This is a genomic window from Halorhabdus utahensis DSM 12940 (assembly GCF_000023945.1).
GTDB classification, from domain to species: domain Archaea; phylum Halobacteriota; class Halobacteria; order Halobacteriales; family Haloarculaceae; genus Halorhabdus; species Halorhabdus utahensis.
On the sequence record NC_013158.1, the window covers coordinates 726,223 to 741,061 of the forward strand.

Here is a 14,839-nt window from a genome sequence, read left to right on the forward strand (position 1 = left end):
ACGACGACAGGACTCGTGTCCCTCACTCGGATTGTCGATCCGTGCCGGGAGCTGCCGTGTCCGCTTCCCCGTCCGCCGTCGTTCCGTCATCGTCGAGACGTTCGTCGAGTTCAGCTTCGACCTCGTCGGCGACCTGTGCTTCGAGTTCCGCCTCGACTTCATCGACAACCTGCTCCTCGACCCGATCCGTGACCTCTGCCTCCACCTGGTCGTCGAATTCCGTCTCGACTTCGGCAGGCACCTGTTCCTGTACTTCGGTCTGGACCTCCTCGGGAACCTGTTCGTCGAGTTCGGCCTCGACCTGGGACTCCGCGGCTTCCGAAACACGCTCTTCGATGATGCGCTCGTAGATGGACATCTTCTCCCAGACGCGGAGGATGTAGCCGATCACGAGCCCCCCTTCGAACGCCGCGACGCGGGGATCGAACTGGAACATGAGCAGCGCGAACCCGGCGATAAACAGGAAGCCGTAGAGGAACTCGATGTAAAACTGTGTCTGGCGACCCTGCAAACGACTGCGCCACGACATGGTTCGATCGAACGTAAGCGATTCGAGCAAAAAAGCGTAACTCGCGACGGACTGGCTGTGTGACGACCATCCGCCGTCGTTTTACCGCCGTCTCCCGTGCAGCCGGCATGGACGATCGCATCCACGAACACGCCGCAGTGCTGGTCGACTGGAGCGCACGGATCGAGTCGGGTGACGACGTCGTTCTCTCCGTGGACGAGGGCGCACACGATCTCGCTGTCGCGGTCGCCGAAAAGCTGGGTGACCGGGGCGCGAACCTCGTGAACGTCTATCGCTCTGACGAGATTCAGCGTGCATATCTCCAAGCGCACGACGACGATTTTGACGACGATCCTGAGTACGAACGCACACTCTACGAGAACGCCGACAGCGTCCTCGTGCTGAAGGGTACACGCAACACCGCTGGAATGGCCGACGTCCCCGACGACCGCCAGCAGGCGTTTGCCCGCGCCAGAGAAGAGGTCCGGGAAGCGCGCCTGGCGACCGACTGGGTCTCGACGCTGCATCCGACCCGCGCACTCGCCCAGGGGGCCGGGATGGCGTTCGAGGAGTACCGCGAGTTCGTCTACGACGCCACGCTCCGGGACTGGGAATCCCTCTCCGAAGAGATGGATCGACTCAAGACGATTCTCGACCAGGGCGACGAGGTCCACATCGACGCCCCTGGCACCGATCTCACGCTCTCGATCGCGGGGCGGACGGCAGTCAACAGCGCCGCGTCGGTGGCCTACGACTCCCATAACCTCCCCAGCGGCGAGGTCTTCACCGCGCCCGCCGACGCCGAGGGCGAGGTCACTTTCGACGTGCCGATGACGGTCCGGGGCAACACCCTGCGGGACGTCCACCTCGTCTTCGAGGACGGCGACGTCGTCGAGCACGCGGCCGCGGCCGGCGAGGAGACGCTGGCAGCGCTACTGGAGACCGACGCTGGCGCTCGTCGGCTCGGCGAGCTCGGCGTCGGCATGAATCGCGGCATCGACCGCTACACGGACAATATCCTCTTCGACGAGAAGATGGCCGAGACCGTCCACCTGGCGCTGGGCCGGGCCTACGACGCCTGTCTGCCCGAGGGCGAATCCGGCAACGACAGCGCGATCCACGTCGACCTGATCGCCGACACGAGCGAGGACGCGACGCTGTCGGTCGACGGCGAAGTGATCCAGCGGGACGGCGTCTTCCGGTGGGAAGACGGCTTCTAGTCGTCGGCGGTGTACGCGCCGCTTCGATGTTCGATCCGATGGACTTCGAGGACTGACGATTCCCTATCGAGGACACAGGCGAGACGGTACTGGCCGACGCGGAGTTTCGAGAACGGCCCGCCGGTCAGTGGTTCGAGAAAGTCGTCGGGATCGCGCCATTCCGAGCCGACGACTTCGTCGAGTTTCGAGACGATTCGATCCTGCACGTGTGCATCGAGATTTTCAAACTGATCTGCGGCTTGGGATGTGAACGCCCAGGTCCAGTCGTCACTACTCGGCATCGTCGTCCCGGTCCATCATCGCACGCACCTCGTCACGGGAGACGAGTTCCGCCTCGCCCGACCGCAACTCGTGTTCGCTCGCCGCGATCTGTTTCCACCCCTCACGGGAGAACGCCGGGTGTTTCACCGCGTCGCGAGCGGCGTACCGGAGAAACTCGCTGCGGGAGTTGAACCCCTCCTCCGTCCAGGTCGCGTCGATGTCCTCGAGAAACGCCTCGCTGAGCCGGAGGTTGATCTGTACTGTCTCCGGTTCGTCGTCGCCGGCCGCGGCGCTCGCGTTTGACATATACGAATGCTTTACGCTTGGGTACAGTAAGTCTTGGGGACAGTTCCGAACCATTCGGCGAAGACAGTGACCAGAGAACGTCAAGCGAAACGGCGTCTTCCGGTGGGAAGACGGGTTCTGACCGAAGGCGTGTGCGTTTCAGTCCCGTTTCCGGACTCGCACACGGACATCCTCGGCGGGCCGCAGGGTCGCCCCCATGGAGAAGTCCGGATCCGGATCCGAGAGCAACTCAAAGTCGACGCGCTGGAGCACTGTCGGGAGCACTGTCTTCAGTTCCTGCATGGCGAATCGCATCCCGATGCAGTGGCGCGGACCGCCACCGAACGGGAAGTAGGCGTAGTCGTGTAGCTCGTCCTCGAAGCCGTCCGTCCATCGGGACGGGTCGAACTCGTCGGGATCGTCGTAGAACGCCTCCTTGCGGTGGATCCAGAACTGCGGGACTGTGACCTTCTGACCCGACGGGACGCGGTAGCCGCCGAGTTCGACGTCCCGGTTGGCCTCCCGAAAGAGGACGTACACCGGCGGGTAGAGCCTCAGGGCTTCCTTGATCGCCCGCTCGGTGGCCTCCAGTTGCGGGAGCTGTGCGAGGCTGGGAATCCCGCCATCCAGGACTCTCTCGTGCTCCCGGTTCAGACGCTCACGTGGACCGGGATGGGTGGCAAGTGCCATGCAGGCGTAGGTCAACGCCAGCGAGGTCGTCTCGTGTCCGGCGAACAGGAACGTGGTCATCTGGTCGCGGATCTCCGTCTCGGTAAGCCCGTCGCCCTCGTGGGCCAGCAGGAGCGACAGCAGGTCATCGCGCTCGGTGGCGTCGGCCCGGCGCTGCTCGATCAGCTCCTCGACGAACGATTCGAAGGCCGCGACGCGCCGCTTGAACCGGCGGTTCCTGGGCAGCGGGACCCACAGCGGAACGAACGCGGTGAGATTGTCGACGTCCATGCGGTCGTTGACCGTCCGCGTGAACTCGGCGACCGTCCCCGCCTCCGCGTCGATGTCCAGATCGAACAGCGAGTGTGCCAGGATCCGGAGCGTGAGCCGGGAGAACGCCTCGTTCAGCGCTATCTCCTCGCCGTCGTCCCACGCCTCGACGGCCTCGGCGGCGTACTGCCCCATCGCGTCGCCGTACGCCCTGATTCGGTCCATCGTGAAGGCGTCCTGGATCACCCGGCGCTGGCGCTGCCACTGCTCGCCCTCCGTGAGGACCAGCCCCTCGCTCCCGATACCGCCGCCGACGTCCCCCAACGCCCACTTGCCGTAGGCATCGTGATCAGTCAACAATACCTGCTCGACGAGAGTCGGATCGAGAACGACGTTGAAGTCGTTCCCACCGGCCGTATAGTGGACGACATCGCCGTACGATTCCAGCTCCTCGTACAATGCCCACGGATCGCGATAGAGATCCAGCGTGTTCCCCAGCAGCGGCAACCCGCCCGGTCCCGGTGGCGTCTCACTCGGCTGTTCGCCCCGTTCGGTCGACGACCCCTGTGTCTCTGCCATGGCTGTTCGTTCGCCGCGCGGCCCAACCAGCGCTCGGCCGACGTCACTAGGCTATTTATTATCCCCCGCCGTCGACCCGGGCATGCGATACCTCCGTGCCAGGCTGGACCTGCCGGCGGAGTTGCACCATCCGATGCAGGAGTTCCTCCGGGAGAGCGACCGCATGGAGCGCGAGGAGTTGCTGACCTGGAACGTCCTGCCCGGCCGCGACGTCGAGTACGCGCTGTTCTACGCGGTCGGCGACCGGGCAGCCTATCGCGAGGCGATCGACGACGTCGACTCGATTCCCGAGTACACGCTGACGCCAATCGACGATGAAAGCTTCTACATCTACGTCTGCCAGGAGACTCGCGAGGAAGAGCGGGTCTGGCGAACGGTCTTCGCCGACCTGAACCTCGTTGTCATGCCGCCGATCGTCTACGACAGCCGCGCCCGAACCCACATCACGGTCGTCGGCACCGACGACTCGCTGAGCACCCTCGTCGAGCAGCTGGAGGCGGGTCCGGGCGTCGACGTCGAGGTGCTGGAGTTGGGTGACTTCGACCGCAGACACGGGGCGATCGCCGGCCAGTTGACCGGTCGTCAGCTCGAACTCGTCGAGACCGCCGCCGAACTCGGATACTACGAAGTGCCCCGAGGGGCGTCGCTGGAGGCGGTCGCCGACGCGGCGGGCGTCGCGCGCAGCACGGCCTCGACGGTTCTCCGACGGGCGGAATCGGCGGTGATGGGGGCGCTGGTCGGGGCCTAACAGGACTCAGTCGTCCGCCGGTGTCGACGTGCCATCGGACGGCACCTGGATCGACGGCGTCGGCAGGTCCGGCACTTCCAAGACCCCACCAGTGGCGGCGCTGGTTGCCATCGCGGCGAACCGTTCGAGATTCCCGCTTGCCTCGAGTTCCGGCGGTTCCCAGTCCGCAGCGCGCTCGCGAAGTTCGTCGTCCGAGACCTCCAGCGACAGCACGCCCTCGTCGACGTCGATCCGAATGGTGTCACCCTCTTCGACGAGCCCGATCGGGCCGCCCGCGGCCGCCTCGGGACTGGCGTGGCCGATGGCCGCGCCGCGCGTGCCGCCCGAGAAGCGACCGTCGGTCAGCAGCGCGACTTCGCCCGAGAGACGCGGTGACCCGCTGATCTTCGAGGTCGGTTCGAGCATCTCGGGCATCCCGGGGCCGCCCTTCGGGCCCTCGTACCGGATGACCACGAAGTCGCCGGGCTCGATCGCGCCCTCGTCGTAGGCATCGAGCATCGCCTGCTGAGACTCAAAGACCCGCGCACGGCCTTCGAACTGGTGCATGTCCTCGTCCATCGCGCCGGACTTCACGACGGCACCCTCGGGCGCGAGGTTCCCCCGGAGCACTGACAGGCCGCCCTCAGCGTGGACCGGGTCGTCGCGCGGCTGGATGACCTCACCGGGTTCGTCGCCTGCCTCCATGCGCTCGCCGATGGTTTTCTCGTCGACGGTGGGAAGATCGAGGTGGAGGAGATCCTCGATCCGACGATAGAGCGCGGGCAATCCGCCATCCTCGCGCAGGTGCTCCATCCGCCAGGGGCCGGCGGGACTCATGTGTGCGAGGTGAGTCGTTCGTGCCGCGATCTCCTCGAAATCGGTGAGCGTGATGTCCAGGCCCGCCTCCTGGGCGATGGCCGGGATGTGGAGCATGGTGTTGGTCGAGCCACCGAGGGCCAGGTCGACGGCGACGGCGTTCTCGAAGGCCTCCCGCGTCAGGAACTCCGAGGGGCGGACGTCCTTCTGGACGAGGTCGAGAATCTGCCGACCGGACTCGCGGGCGATCTCGAACTTGCGCTCGTCGGTCGCACCGTGGGTCGCACATTCTGTCCAGGAGAGTCCGAGCGTCTCCGTGACGCAGGCCATCGTGTTCGCGGTGAACATCCCGGCACAGGATCCCTCGCCCGGACAGGCGTTGCACTCGAGTTCGTAGAGTTCGTCGTCGGTCATCTCGCCCTCCTCGTACTGGCTGACGCCCTCGAAGACGGTGACGAGGTCGGCCGGTTCGTCCTCGAATTCGCCGGCGGCCATGTGTCCGCCAGTGACGACGATCGCCGGAATATCGAGGCGTGCGATCGCCATCAACATGCCAGGGACGATTTTATCGCAGGACGCGAGCGCGACGATACCGTCGAACTGGTGGGCGTTGGCCATGAGTTCGACCGAGTCGGCGATGACTTCCCGGGAGGGCAGCGAGGAGCGCATGCCCTCGTGACCCATCGCGATGCCGTCGTCGACGGCGATGGTGTTGAACTCCAGGGGCGTCCCGCCGGCCTCGCGGACGCCTTCCTTGACGTATTCGGCGAGTTCGTCCAGGTGGACGTGGCCGGGGACGATCTCGTTCCAGGAGTTGGCGATCCCGATGTGGGGATTATGTATCTCCTCGTCGCTCAGTCCCGCCGCACGAAACAGCGATCGATGGGGCGCACGGTCGGCCCCCTCGGTGACCTCCGCACTCCGGAGCCCCTCTTTTGGTGAGTCGGCCATTGCTGCCGCTAGATCAGTCACTCCCGGGGGTTAGCGTTTCGGTTCGCGCCGGTCAGTCGTCGACCGTCGGCTCCGGTTCGGTCTCGGCGGGATCGGTCGCGTCGACCTCGATATTCTCCCGGACGTCACCGTCCCGCCACGTCCCCCGCCGATACCACAGCCAGGCGATCAGCGCGCCGCCGGCGTTCGAGACGACGAAAGCGACCCAGATGCCGGTTCGCCCGAGCCAGAACTGCGAGGTCACAAACGCGACCGAGAGGCGAATCACGCCCAGGGTAAGCACGGCGATGGCGGCCGCGATCAGCGTCTTGCCCGCCCCGCGGAAGCTCCCGGAGAACGCCCGGATCACGCCGATGAAGCCAAACGAGAGGGCGGTGTAGCGCATGAATTCGACGCCGATCGCCGTCACCTCGGCGCTGGGCGACAGCGGCGCGACGATCGGCCGGGGGAACAGGAAGATCAGCAGCCCGAGGACCGACAGGATGGCGAACATCGCCTTCGCGGCGGCGTAGGCGGCCATCCCGGCCCGCTCGGGCTTGCCCGCGCCGATGTTCTGGCCGGTCATCGTCTCGACGCCCCGGCCGACGGCGATCGCCGGCAGGAAGATGACCGAGAACACGCGCGTCCCGATGCCGAAGGCGGCGACAACCGGATCGGCGAACATGCCGACGACGATCAGCATGGCGTTGACCGACAGCGCCCGGCCAGTGGACTCGACGCTCGCGGGCAGGCCGACCCGCAGCAGCGTCCGCAGGTAGCCGATGCTTGGCAGCATCGACCGGAGGTCGATGCGCACGCCGCGGCGACCCGAGAACATGATCGCCAGGCCGACGACCATCGCAAGGCTCCGTGAGAACACCGTCGCGATCGCCGCCCCCTGGATACCCAGTTCGGGGAACGCGATCGTCCCGACGACTGGGGCGTTCTCGACCAGCGTCCACCCGTAGATCAGGAACGGGTCCAGGGCGATGTTCAGGACGACGGTCCCGAACATGACGAGCATGGGCGTGATCGTGTCGCCCGACCCGCGCATCAGCGCAATGAACACGAAGAAGCCGAACATGAACGGCAGGCCGAGCGCGATGACCCGCATGTAGGCGCGTGCACCGGGGAGGACACTCGGCGAAGCCCCCAACAACTCGATGAGGGGGCCGACGACGGGGAAGGCCAGCAGGCCGAGCAGCGCCGAGCCACCGATCGCCCAGGCGACCGTCTGGGAGGCCGCGTACCGGGCCTCGCTACGCTCCTCGGCACCGAAGTGCTGGGCGACCAGGACGCTGCCGGCGACTGACAGCCCCATCCCGAAGGAGATGAGCAGGAACACCAGCGGAAACGCGAAGGTGATCCCCGCAACGGCGTCGGTACCGGCCTCACCACCGATGCCGCTCAGCCAGAAGGTGTCGGCGATGTTGTAGGCCACCTGCAACAGGTTCGTGACGACGATCGGCAGCGAGAGGTAAAAGAGGGGTTTGACGATGCTGCCCTCGGTGAGCGCCAGTTCCGACTGGCCTTTGAACAGGCTCACGCGTCGACCTCCGGAGCCCAGCCCAGGCTCTGTGCTAAGTACGCCGCAACGACGGCGCGCGTTTCCGCTGGCTCCTCGCCGAGTGCGACGCCGCGGACGTGGCCACCGTTGGCCATCGTGACGACACTCCGTGCGACCGTCGCAGGATCGACTGTGGCGAACTCGCCTGCCTCGATACCCTCGTTGACGGCCGCCCGAACTTCTTGGCGCATCCGCTGGTCGAACCGCTCGAAGTGGTCCCGAAACCCGTCCTGGTAGGGGGCCTGTGCCTTCAGTTCCATCAGCGCGACGGCGAACTCCCCGTCGTCGGTCTCCGGGGGCGTAAAGAGGACGTCGAGAAACTGCGCGAGTCGCCGCCGCGGATCAGCCGTCTCAGCCGCCAGCTGCCGCTCGATCCGGTCGATCGACCGATCCAGGAATGCGGTCAGGAGCGCTTCCTTCGTATCGAAGTGATAGTGTATCGCCGCGGTCGTCAACGAGGATTCCTCGGCGATGTGCTTGATCGTCAGATCCGCAAACCCGTGAGCACAGAGCGCACGACCGGTCGCTCGAAGGATCTCCTCGTCAGTCTCGCTATCCATCGGTACTGGCCCTAGTTGTCTGCGCTTCAAAAACTTACTGACTAGTCAGTCAGGCCAGGGCATGGCTCGCTCTCAGCCGAACCGATCCCGCTCCGCTCGTGGCACGGCCTCGTCTGACGCCGCCACCAACGTCCCGATGGCCCTCCCCAGCGTGCGCATACACTCCCGCTGGGAGTCGACGTCTAGCCGTTCCGTCACCGCAGCCCACGGTCGGCGCTGAAGTGCTTTCATGACCAGCAATCGTTCCTGGCGAGCTGTCAGCTCGCCCCCGTCGCGCGGCCCAGAGCAATGCCGAAGCGCCAGTCGGGCAAACGCTGCCGGGGCAGTAGCATAGAGTCCAGCACCGTGCGGTGACCCGGCGAGCACACGCCACTCGAAGGCAGTGAGGTCGAGTTCCGGAGTCCCGTCGACTGTCCGCAGGACTGCCCGCACGACGTCGGGATCGAGATCGGCGAGTGGGTCCGACAGCATCCCGCCGACGCGGTCGAGGAACCACTCGGTGTGTCGATCCAGCAGTGCCCGCCCGTCGTCCGACGTCGCAGTCAGCATGATCGCCGAGTGCTCGCCGCTGCGCTCGTTTCGCGAGGTCGAAAGGTGGACCGTGTGATAGCCGTTCCGGGCCCAGAAGTCGACGAGTGCCGGCGTCGCACCGTAACTGGTCCCGAGCCAGTCCACGTCGGGCACGAACTCGGATTCGATCTCGGCGAGGAGATGCGATCCCAATCCGCGCTCCCGGACGGCGTCGTGAGTCGCGATCCGCATGACACGCTGGCCGACGGGGACGGCGGCCGCCTCGTCCCGCAACTGGCTCGTCAGGACGTCGGGGATCATGTTTCCCGCGACGCGGGACCCCTCGTACATCTTAGCCCGCAAGTCGGGCGGCAACGCGCCCTCACGAGCCAGCAGGGCGACCGAGACGACGTGCCCGTCGTGGGTGAGCGCCCGCACGCTGACGTTCGGGGCGTCGAGTAACCGGGCGAGGTCAGCTGGCTCCGTCCGGTAATGGGCGGCGACGAGGAGGCCGAAGACTTCCCGGAGCAAGTGCTCGTCAGCGAGCAGTTCGGCCGGTTCGAGCCGCGCGTAGGAGGCTGACTCCGGCGTCGCGCCGGCGACGAGTTGCGCCGCTGGTGGACGCGCGTTGAGCAACAGCGCCCGGAACGCCCAGACTTCGACCGGATCGCCCGCAGCGTACCGGATCGGTTCTGTCAGCTGGCGCTCGGTAACGTCGAAGGCAGAGTCAGTGAGTCGGTCCCGGAACCGCACAGAAAACCCCCGGCCTGCGCCCTCGTAGCCGTGGACGGTCGTCGTGAACGCAACGGCCGGCGCAGCCAAGAGTGCTTCGAGAACACGGACCGGCAGTGCCGCGGCCTCATCGACGAACAGGGCGTCGACGTCCTCGGCGTGTGTGGTCGCTTCGGTCGGGGGTTCGAACCGGACGCACCCGTCGCCGACCCCGATCGCCCGTGGATCGGCTTCCCGATCACGTTCGACCTCCGCATCGACCGCCGTCGCGAGTTCCTCGACGCGGGCGAACAGTTCGGCCGCGCTCCGGTACTGTGGCGCGGTCACGAGGACGTCCTGGCCAGCGAGTGCGAGACTCCCGGCCGCCAGCCCGGCAGCGCTCGATTTGCCGCGTCCGCGGTCAGCCTCGATCACGACGGCGTTGCCTGCTGCACGGAGCGCCTCGAGGGCGGACACACATTCGACCTGGTCCGCTGTGAGACACGCGTCGTAGGCTGCACTGGGAAACGCATGATCGTCCGGCGGGGCTGGGACATCGCTATCCAGACGCGGGGCTGGATGAGTCAGTCCGTCGCGTTCGACACGGTCCGCCTCGGCATCGACGATGGCGATTCCAGGATGGGTTCGAAGCGTCTCGACGAGCCGGGACCGGAAATGTCCCGACACGTCCGCACGGTCGAACGGCGGAACGGCCAGTGACTCGTCGAAGGCGTCACGGCGATCGCTCCATCGATCGAGCGGCGGCGCGAGCAACACGAACAGCCCCCCACCGTCGACCGCGCCGACGACGCGGCCGAGGGCGTTGGGATCACACCGTTCGTGGCAGTCAAGGACGACCACGTCACGGGTTCGGCCGAGCAGGCGGTCTGCATGCGCCGGTTCGAGGTGTTCGTGAGACGCTCCAGCAAGGTCGCTTGTCAGCCCGTCGCCCGGACTGACGGTAGTGACGGTCTCGTCGTCCGCGATGACGCTCTCGACGGCCGTCGCGGCGGTCGAGCGCGTTCTTGCGGGATCGCCGTGGACCACGAGCAGCCGACGTTCGTCGGCGTTCCGGGCCTCCGCACGGAGCGGGACGACCACGTCCTCGATCATGGCTCCCGAATGGGTGAGTACGCACATGGACCCATCGATTCAGCAGGTGAGGGTCGGCCATTGTCGACAGATCTCGACCGTCGTGTGGCGGCCTCACACGCGCAAGCGGCTTCGAAAGCGCTTTTACGTCCGCCGGACCACGTTCGGGTACAGCCTGCACGGGGTTGATGATACTCCTAGCCATCTAGGACTTTCGCGCCGCCTCGATCTCCGGGGCGACGCCGGGATCTGCCCGTCCGGGGACGGTCCCGCACGGCGGGGGAGTGTGAGCCCACGTGCAGGAGGTGATCCAACCCATGCCAGTATACGTCGATTTCGATGTTCCCGCGGACCTCGAAGATGACGCCCTCGAGGCGCTCGAGGTCGCGCGAGACACAGGCCGAGTAAAGAAAGGAACCAACGAGACGACCAAGGCGATCGAGCGCGGCAACGCCGAGCTCGTCGTCGTCGCCGAGGACGTTCAGCCGGAGGAGATCGTGATGCACATTCCGGAACTCGCAGCCGAGAAGGACGTCCCCTATCTGTTCGTCGGCGCCCAGGACGATCTCGGTCACGCGGCCGGCCTCGAAGTCGGCTCCGCGGCGGCCGCGATCGTCGATGCGGGCGACGCCGACGGCGACGTCGAGGACATCGCCGGGAAGGTCGAGGATCTCCGCTGAGGTGATCACGCATGAGCGCTGAGGAGTCCACCGACGACGGATCCACGCCCGCGGAGGTCATCGAGGTCGTGGGCCGGACGGGGATGCACGGCGAGGCCATGCAGGTCAAGTGCCGCATCCGCGAGGGCGAGAACAAGGGCCGAATCATCACCCGCAACGTGCTCGGTGGCGTGCGCGAGGGGGACGTCCTCCAGCTGCGCGAGACCGCACGCGAGGCGGACGCCATCGGAGGCCAATAATGCCACAGACACGCGAATGTGACTACTGCGGCGCGGACATCGAGCCCGGCACCGGGACGATGTTCGTCCGGAAGAACGGGACGACGATCCACTTCTGCTCGTCGAAATGCGAGAAGAACGCCGATCTCGGTCGGGAGGCACGCGATCTCTCCTGGACCGAGGCCGGTCGCGGAACGGGCGGCGACGCTGCCGCCGAGCAGCAAACGGACACCGCCGACGCTGACGAGCAAGCCGAGACCGAAAACGAAGACGAAGCTGCCGAAGACGCTGCAGCCGCTGACGATGCGGACGAGGCCGAAGACGAAGTCGAAGCAGACGAGGCCGAAGACGAAGTCGACGCGGACGACGAATCTGACGCCGAAGCTGACGCAGACGCCGAGGAGACCGACACGGAGGAGCCGACGGAGGCTGACGCATGAGCCATCACGATGAGCGCACGTTCGTCATGGCCAAGCCCGACGCTGTCCAGCGCGGACTCATCGGCGAAATCGTCTCCCGGCTCGAGGAGCGCGGCCTGAAACTCGTCGGCGCGAAGTTCATGCAGATCGACGAGGACCTCGCTCACGAGCACTACGGCGAACACGAAGACAAGCCCTTCTTCGACGGGCTCGTCGAGTTCATCACCTCCGGCCCGGTCATGGCGATGGTCTGGGAGGGCGCGGACGCGACGCGGCAGGTCCGCCAGATGATGGGCGCGACCGATCCCGCCGAGGCCGCCCCCGGCACGATCCGGGGCGACTACGGTCTCGACCTGGGGCACAACATCATCCACGGCTCGGACAACGAAGATCCCGGAGCGAACGAACGCGAGATCGAGCTGTTCTTCGACGACGAGGAACTGGTCGACTACGAGCGCGCCGACGCTGAGTGGGTCTACGAAGACACCGGCGACCACTGACCGGCGGTCCCGTTCATATTTTCGACACCACCGTAGCGAGCAGTGACCTCACTCGTCAGGACTGCTGACTGCCGGCGGATCGCCGACCCGGTAGGTCAACACCGGGACCGGCGCGGATCGGACGACGCGCTCGGCGACGCTCCCCAGCAACAGTCGATCGAGTCCGCCCCGGCCATGGGTCCCCATGACGATCAGGTCGACGTCCGATTGCTCGGCAGCGGCAGCGATCTCCCGACTTGGCGCACCTTCGGTCATCTCGGTCTCGACAGGGACGTCCCCGTCGGCCAGTTCCCCGATCTGTGCCAGTGCCTGCTCGCCCTCTTCGCGCAACATACCGGAGACGGCCTCCCAGGACGTGTCCATCGGCATCCGACTCATGGTCGCCGTGTCCAAGACGTATAACCCGTGAACCGTCCCATTGTGAACCGCTGCCAGCTCCAGGGCGTGCTCGATGACGGCGTCGATGCCCTCAGACCCGTCCGTCGGAACGAGAATGCGGTCGTACATGGACCTATGTTAACGTACAACGCCCCCCGACATAAGAGGCCATGTCAGTCGTCTGTCCAAATAGGCGGTTGCCCGGGATGAAATCAGTTCGCGAGGAGGACGTCAGTCACGTCGTCGACGCCGGCCCGCCGAACCACGGCGCGGACGACGTCTTCCGCGCCGGCGAGATTGTCCGAGTCGCCGTCCAGAACCAGCAGCCGAGCCTCGCGTCCCGGCTCGATCACGCCGGCGTCCAGCCCGGCGATCTCGGCACCGGCGACCGTCGCCATCTGCAGGACTTCCCGCGCCGAGACGTCGTAGAGTTTCGCGGCGAATTCCATCTCGCGGAACATCGACGGGCTGTTGAGGAACACGTTGTCCGTCCCGAGTGCGACTGTCGTGCGGTCGAAGAGTTCGCGGGCCGGCGCGACCCCGGCGTCGGTCACGAGGTTCGAACGTGGACAGAGGACGACCGGTGTCCCCTCGTCGTCGAGGCGTTCGTAGTGAATCGCGTCGAGGTGGACCATATGAACGAGGAAGTCCGGATCCAGATCCAGCGCCGGGTTGACGTCGTCGCTGTCACGCTCACCGGCGTGGATGCCAAAGAGTTTGCCGGCCTCGCGTGTCGCCGAGCGTTCGGCCCCGAACTCGCCGTCGCGTGCGCCGCTTGCGCCGAAGCCGTCGGCGGCGGCCATCGCGTCGATCGTCTCCCGGCCCAGGATCACGCCCTCGATCGCGAGCCCGTCGAGGGCCGCTTCGATCGCTTCGACGCCGGAGACACCGCCCTCCCGGAACTCGAGGAACGCACCAGTTCCGGCCCGTTCCATGAACGAAAGCGAGCGCCGCATGGCAGCGACAAGCTCCTCGCGACTCGCCTCACGGAGGAGCTGGTGTTTCAACCCGTCCGGCGGCGCAACGAGTTCGTCGAGGCTGAGGCCGGCCCCGGCTTCTTTTGCGATGGAATCGCCGATGTGCGTGTGGGCGTTGACGAACGCCGGCAGGATGATCTGATCGGTGTCGATGCTGGCTTCTTCGACGGCTGTGATCTCACCGTCCTCGACGACGACTCGGCCTTCGACCGGCGCGAACTCCCGCCCGCGGAGAATCGTCCCTTCCAGTTGCATGGTCGGGTCGTTGGGGTGAGCGGGGTTTGACGGTTTCGAGGATCGTACGGTTCCAAGGGAGGAGGCTCCTGGCCGACCGGCGGTTGCGTCGACTCGAGCCGGCGTTGTTGTTCGGAGTGACACCACTATCCGACGTAATGGAAAACTTTTATGACTCTTGGTAAAGTTAGCTTTACACAGAGATGCGGACAAAACGGTATCGACACGCGTCGGTCGTGGCATCGGCGGAGGGGACAACCACGACAGGCGAGCGACAGTTTGACGACGAGCAGACCGTCGAGTACCGAGGGAAGCCATGACAATGTGGTATCGAGCCAAGCGCGTCAGGTTGCTCGTGGCCTTCGCCGCCGCTATCCTGTTCGGGGTCGTCCTCGAGGCGGCGATGGACCCGTTCGAGGGTACTGGCATCGCAGCGATCGGCCTCCTGGCTGGGATGGTGGGTATGGGAGCCGTCGGCGGGTATTGGTACTGGCGTGAGATACGAACAGTCCCGGACGCCGACGAGCGCCAGCGATCGATCGAGCGCCGTGCATCCCGCCTGGCCCATGGGGCGTTGTTACTCGGGGTGACAGGGCTCGGGACCGTCCTGGCGACGCCGTTGTATACCGGCCCAGTCTGGCCGCTCCTGCTCGGCCTCGTCGGCCTGAACATCGCCGTCCACGAGCTTTCGATCGAGTATTACCGTCGACAGATGTAATCATGAGGCT

Annotated in this window: 17 protein-coding genes; 7 read left to right on the forward strand and 10 right to left on the reverse strand. The window is 66.1% G+C overall.

All coding sequences use genetic code 11. The annotated features are described in order from the left end of the window. Positions 1-22: 22 nt before the first annotated feature. On the reverse strand, positions 23-529 hold the full coding sequence (locus tag HUTA_RS03625) for a hypothetical protein (protein ID WP_015788505.1): 507 nt from the start codon (positions 527-529) through the stop codon (positions 23-25). Positions 530-636: 107 nt separating this feature from the next. On the opposite strand from HUTA_RS03625, the gene HUTA_RS03630 reads away from it, so the two are divergent. Beyond that, positions 637-1,728 carry an aminopeptidase gene (locus tag HUTA_RS03630; RefSeq protein ID WP_015788506.1) on the forward strand — a complete coding sequence of 364 codons (1,092 nt, stop codon included), beginning with the start codon at positions 637-639 and terminating at the stop codon, positions 1,726-1,728. Here the strand turns inward: HUTA_RS03630 and HUTA_RS03635 are convergent. The 3 genes from HUTA_RS03635 to HUTA_RS03645 form a co-directional block, all read right to left on the reverse strand. Beyond that, on the reverse strand, positions 1,725-2,009 hold the full coding sequence (locus tag HUTA_RS03635) for a type II toxin-antitoxin system RelE family toxin (protein ID WP_015788507.1): 285 nt from the start codon (positions 2,007-2,009) through the stop codon (positions 1,725-1,727). The two genes, HUTA_RS03630 and HUTA_RS03635, sit on opposite strands and share 4 nt — an antisense overlap. Then, positions 1,999-2,295 carry a ribbon-helix-helix domain-containing protein gene (locus tag HUTA_RS03640; protein WP_015788508.1) on the reverse strand — a complete coding sequence of 99 codons (297 nt, stop codon included), beginning with the start codon at positions 2,293-2,295 and terminating at the stop codon, positions 1,999-2,001. Before HUTA_RS03640 ends, HUTA_RS03635 begins: the two co-directional genes overlap by 11 nt. A 138-nt stretch (positions 2,296-2,433) precedes the next feature. Beyond that, positions 2,434-3,792 (reverse strand): cytochrome P450, encoded by a 1,359-nt coding sequence (locus tag HUTA_RS03645; RefSeq protein ID WP_015788509.1) that lies wholly within the window; start codon positions 3,790-3,792, stop codon positions 2,434-2,436. 82 nt (positions 3,793-3,874) lie between these two features. Between HUTA_RS03645 and HUTA_RS03650 the strand changes: the two genes are divergently transcribed. After that, a complete protein-coding gene (locus HUTA_RS03650) occupies positions 3,875-4,540 on the forward strand; it encodes a helix-turn-helix domain-containing protein (protein ID WP_015788510.1) in 666 nt (221 codons plus the stop codon). Positions 4,541-4,546: 6 nt separating this feature from the next. Here the strand turns inward: HUTA_RS03650 and ilvD are convergent, their stop codons facing one another. The 4 genes from ilvD to tmcA all read right to left on the reverse strand — a co-directional run bounded on the left by ilvD (position 4,547) and on the right by tmcA (position 10,726). Beyond that, on the reverse strand, positions 4,547-6,286 hold the full coding sequence (gene ilvD / locus HUTA_RS03655; RefSeq protein ID WP_015788511.1) for a dihydroxy-acid dehydratase: 1,740 nt from the start codon (positions 6,284-6,286) through the stop codon (positions 4,547-4,549). Between the two features lie 52 nt (positions 6,287-6,338). Then, positions 6,339-7,811, reverse strand: coding sequence for an MATE family efflux transporter (locus tag HUTA_RS03660; RefSeq protein ID WP_015788512.1), 1,473 nt, complete (start codon positions 7,809-7,811; stop codon positions 6,339-6,341). After that, on the reverse strand, positions 7,808-8,392 hold the full coding sequence (locus HUTA_RS03665) for a TetR/AcrR family transcriptional regulator (RefSeq protein ID WP_015788513.1): 585 nt from the start codon (positions 8,390-8,392) through the stop codon (positions 7,808-7,810). The genes HUTA_RS03660 and HUTA_RS03665 overlap by 4 nt, the downstream gene beginning before the upstream one ends. Before the next feature lie 72 nt (positions 8,393-8,464). Beyond that, positions 8,465-10,726 (reverse strand): tRNA(Met) cytidine acetyltransferase TmcA, encoded by a 2,262-nt coding sequence (tmcA, locus tag HUTA_RS03670; protein ID WP_015788514.1) that lies wholly within the window; start codon positions 10,724-10,726, stop codon positions 8,465-8,467. A 296-nt stretch (positions 10,727-11,022) separates the two neighbouring features. Here tmcA and rpl7ae point away from each other — a divergent pair, with 296 nt between their 5' ends. The 4 genes from rpl7ae to ndk are packed head-to-tail and all read left to right on the forward strand — an operon-like array spanning position 11,023 to position 12,522. Beyond that, a complete protein-coding gene (rpl7ae, locus tag HUTA_RS03675; RefSeq protein WP_015788515.1) occupies positions 11,023-11,385 on the forward strand; it encodes a 50S ribosomal protein L7Ae in 363 nt (120 codons plus the stop codon). Between the two features lie 11 nt (positions 11,386-11,396). Then, a complete protein-coding gene (locus tag HUTA_RS03680; protein WP_015788516.1) occupies positions 11,397-11,624 on the forward strand; it encodes a 30S ribosomal protein S28e in 228 nt (75 codons plus the stop codon). Continuing rightward, positions 11,624-12,043, forward strand: coding sequence for a 50S ribosomal protein L24e (locus HUTA_RS03685; protein ID WP_015788517.1), 420 nt, complete (start codon positions 11,624-11,626; stop codon positions 12,041-12,043). The genes HUTA_RS03680 and HUTA_RS03685 overlap by 1 nt, the downstream gene beginning before the upstream one ends. Beyond that, complete coding sequence (ndk, locus tag HUTA_RS03690; RefSeq protein WP_015788518.1) at positions 12,040-12,522, forward strand: nucleoside-diphosphate kinase; 483 nt, start codon at positions 12,040-12,042, stop codon at positions 12,520-12,522. Before HUTA_RS03685 ends, ndk begins: the two co-directional genes overlap by 4 nt. Positions 12,523-12,570: 48 nt before the next feature. On the opposite strand, the gene HUTA_RS03695 is transcribed toward ndk, so the two are convergent. Both HUTA_RS03695 and HUTA_RS03700 read right to left on the reverse strand, forming a co-directional pair. After that, positions 12,571-13,029: a universal stress protein gene (locus tag HUTA_RS03695; protein ID WP_015788519.1), complete on the reverse strand. Its 459-nt coding sequence runs from the start codon at positions 13,027-13,029 to the stop codon at positions 12,571-12,573. 83 nt (positions 13,030-13,112) lie between these two features. Further along, positions 13,113-14,132, reverse strand: a complete 1,020-nt coding sequence (locus HUTA_RS03700; RefSeq protein ID WP_015788520.1) for an amidohydrolase family protein — start codon at positions 14,130-14,132, stop codon at positions 13,113-13,115. A 295-nt stretch (positions 14,133-14,427) separates the two neighbouring features. Here HUTA_RS03700 and HUTA_RS03705 point away from each other — a divergent pair, with 295 nt between their 5' ends. Further along, positions 14,428-14,829 (forward strand): hypothetical protein, encoded by a 402-nt coding sequence (locus HUTA_RS03705; RefSeq protein WP_015788522.1) that lies wholly within the window; start codon positions 14,428-14,430, stop codon positions 14,827-14,829. Positions 14,830-14,839: the final 10 nt, after the last annotated feature.

Excerpts from the sequence above, each read along its gene's own strand:
- HUTA_RS03685 (WP_015788517.1), top strand. The coding sequence starts at position 11,624 with ATGCCACAGACACGCGAATGTGACTACTGCGGCGCGGACATCGAGCCC.
- rpl7ae (WP_015788515.1), top strand. The coding sequence starts at position 11,023 with ATGCCAGTATACGTCGATTTCGATGTTCCCGCGGACCTCGAAGATGAC.
- HUTA_RS03705 (WP_015788522.1), top strand. The coding sequence starts at position 14,428 with ATGACAATGTGGTATCGAGCCAAGCGCGTCAGGTTGCTCGTGGCCTTC.
- HUTA_RS03645 (WP_015788509.1), bottom strand. The coding sequence starts at position 3,792 with ATGGCAGAGACACAGGGGTCGTCGACCGAACGGGGCGAACAGCCGAGT.
- HUTA_RS03695 (WP_015788519.1), bottom strand. The coding sequence starts at position 13,029 with ATGTACGACCGCATTCTCGTTCCGACGGACGGGTCTGAGGGCATCGAC.
- HUTA_RS03650 (WP_015788510.1), top strand. The coding sequence starts at position 3,875 with ATGCGATACCTCCGTGCCAGGCTGGACCTGCCGGCGGAGTTGCACCAT.
- HUTA_RS03700 (WP_015788520.1), bottom strand. The coding sequence starts at position 14,132 with ATGCAACTGGAAGGGACGATTCTCCGCGGGCGGGAGTTCGCGCCGGTC.
- HUTA_RS03665 (WP_015788513.1), bottom strand. The coding sequence starts at position 8,392 with ATGGATAGCGAGACTGACGAGGAGATCCTTCGAGCGACCGGTCGTGCG.
- ilvD (WP_015788511.1), bottom strand. The coding sequence starts at position 6,286 with ATGGCCGACTCACCAAAAGAGGGGCTCCGGAGTGCGGAGGTCACCGAG.
- HUTA_RS03680 (WP_015788516.1), top strand. The coding sequence starts at position 11,397 with ATGAGCGCTGAGGAGTCCACCGACGACGGATCCACGCCCGCGGAGGTC.
- HUTA_RS03635 (WP_015788507.1), bottom strand. The coding sequence starts at position 2,009 with ATGCCGAGTAGTGACGACTGGACCTGGGCGTTCACATCCCAAGCCGCA.
- HUTA_RS03630 (WP_015788506.1), top strand. The coding sequence starts at position 637 with ATGGACGATCGCATCCACGAACACGCCGCAGTGCTGGTCGACTGGAGC.
- ndk (WP_015788518.1), top strand. The coding sequence starts at position 12,040 with ATGAGCCATCACGATGAGCGCACGTTCGTCATGGCCAAGCCCGACGCT.
- HUTA_RS03625 (WP_015788505.1), bottom strand. The coding sequence starts at position 529 with ATGTCGTGGCGCAGTCGTTTGCAGGGTCGCCAGACACAGTTTTACATC.
- tmcA (WP_015788514.1), bottom strand. The coding sequence starts at position 10,726 with ATGATCGAGGACGTGGTCGTCCCGCTCCGTGCGGAGGCCCGGAACGCC.
- HUTA_RS03640 (WP_015788508.1), bottom strand. The coding sequence starts at position 2,295 with ATGTCAAACGCGAGCGCCGCGGCCGGCGACGACGAACCGGAGACAGTA.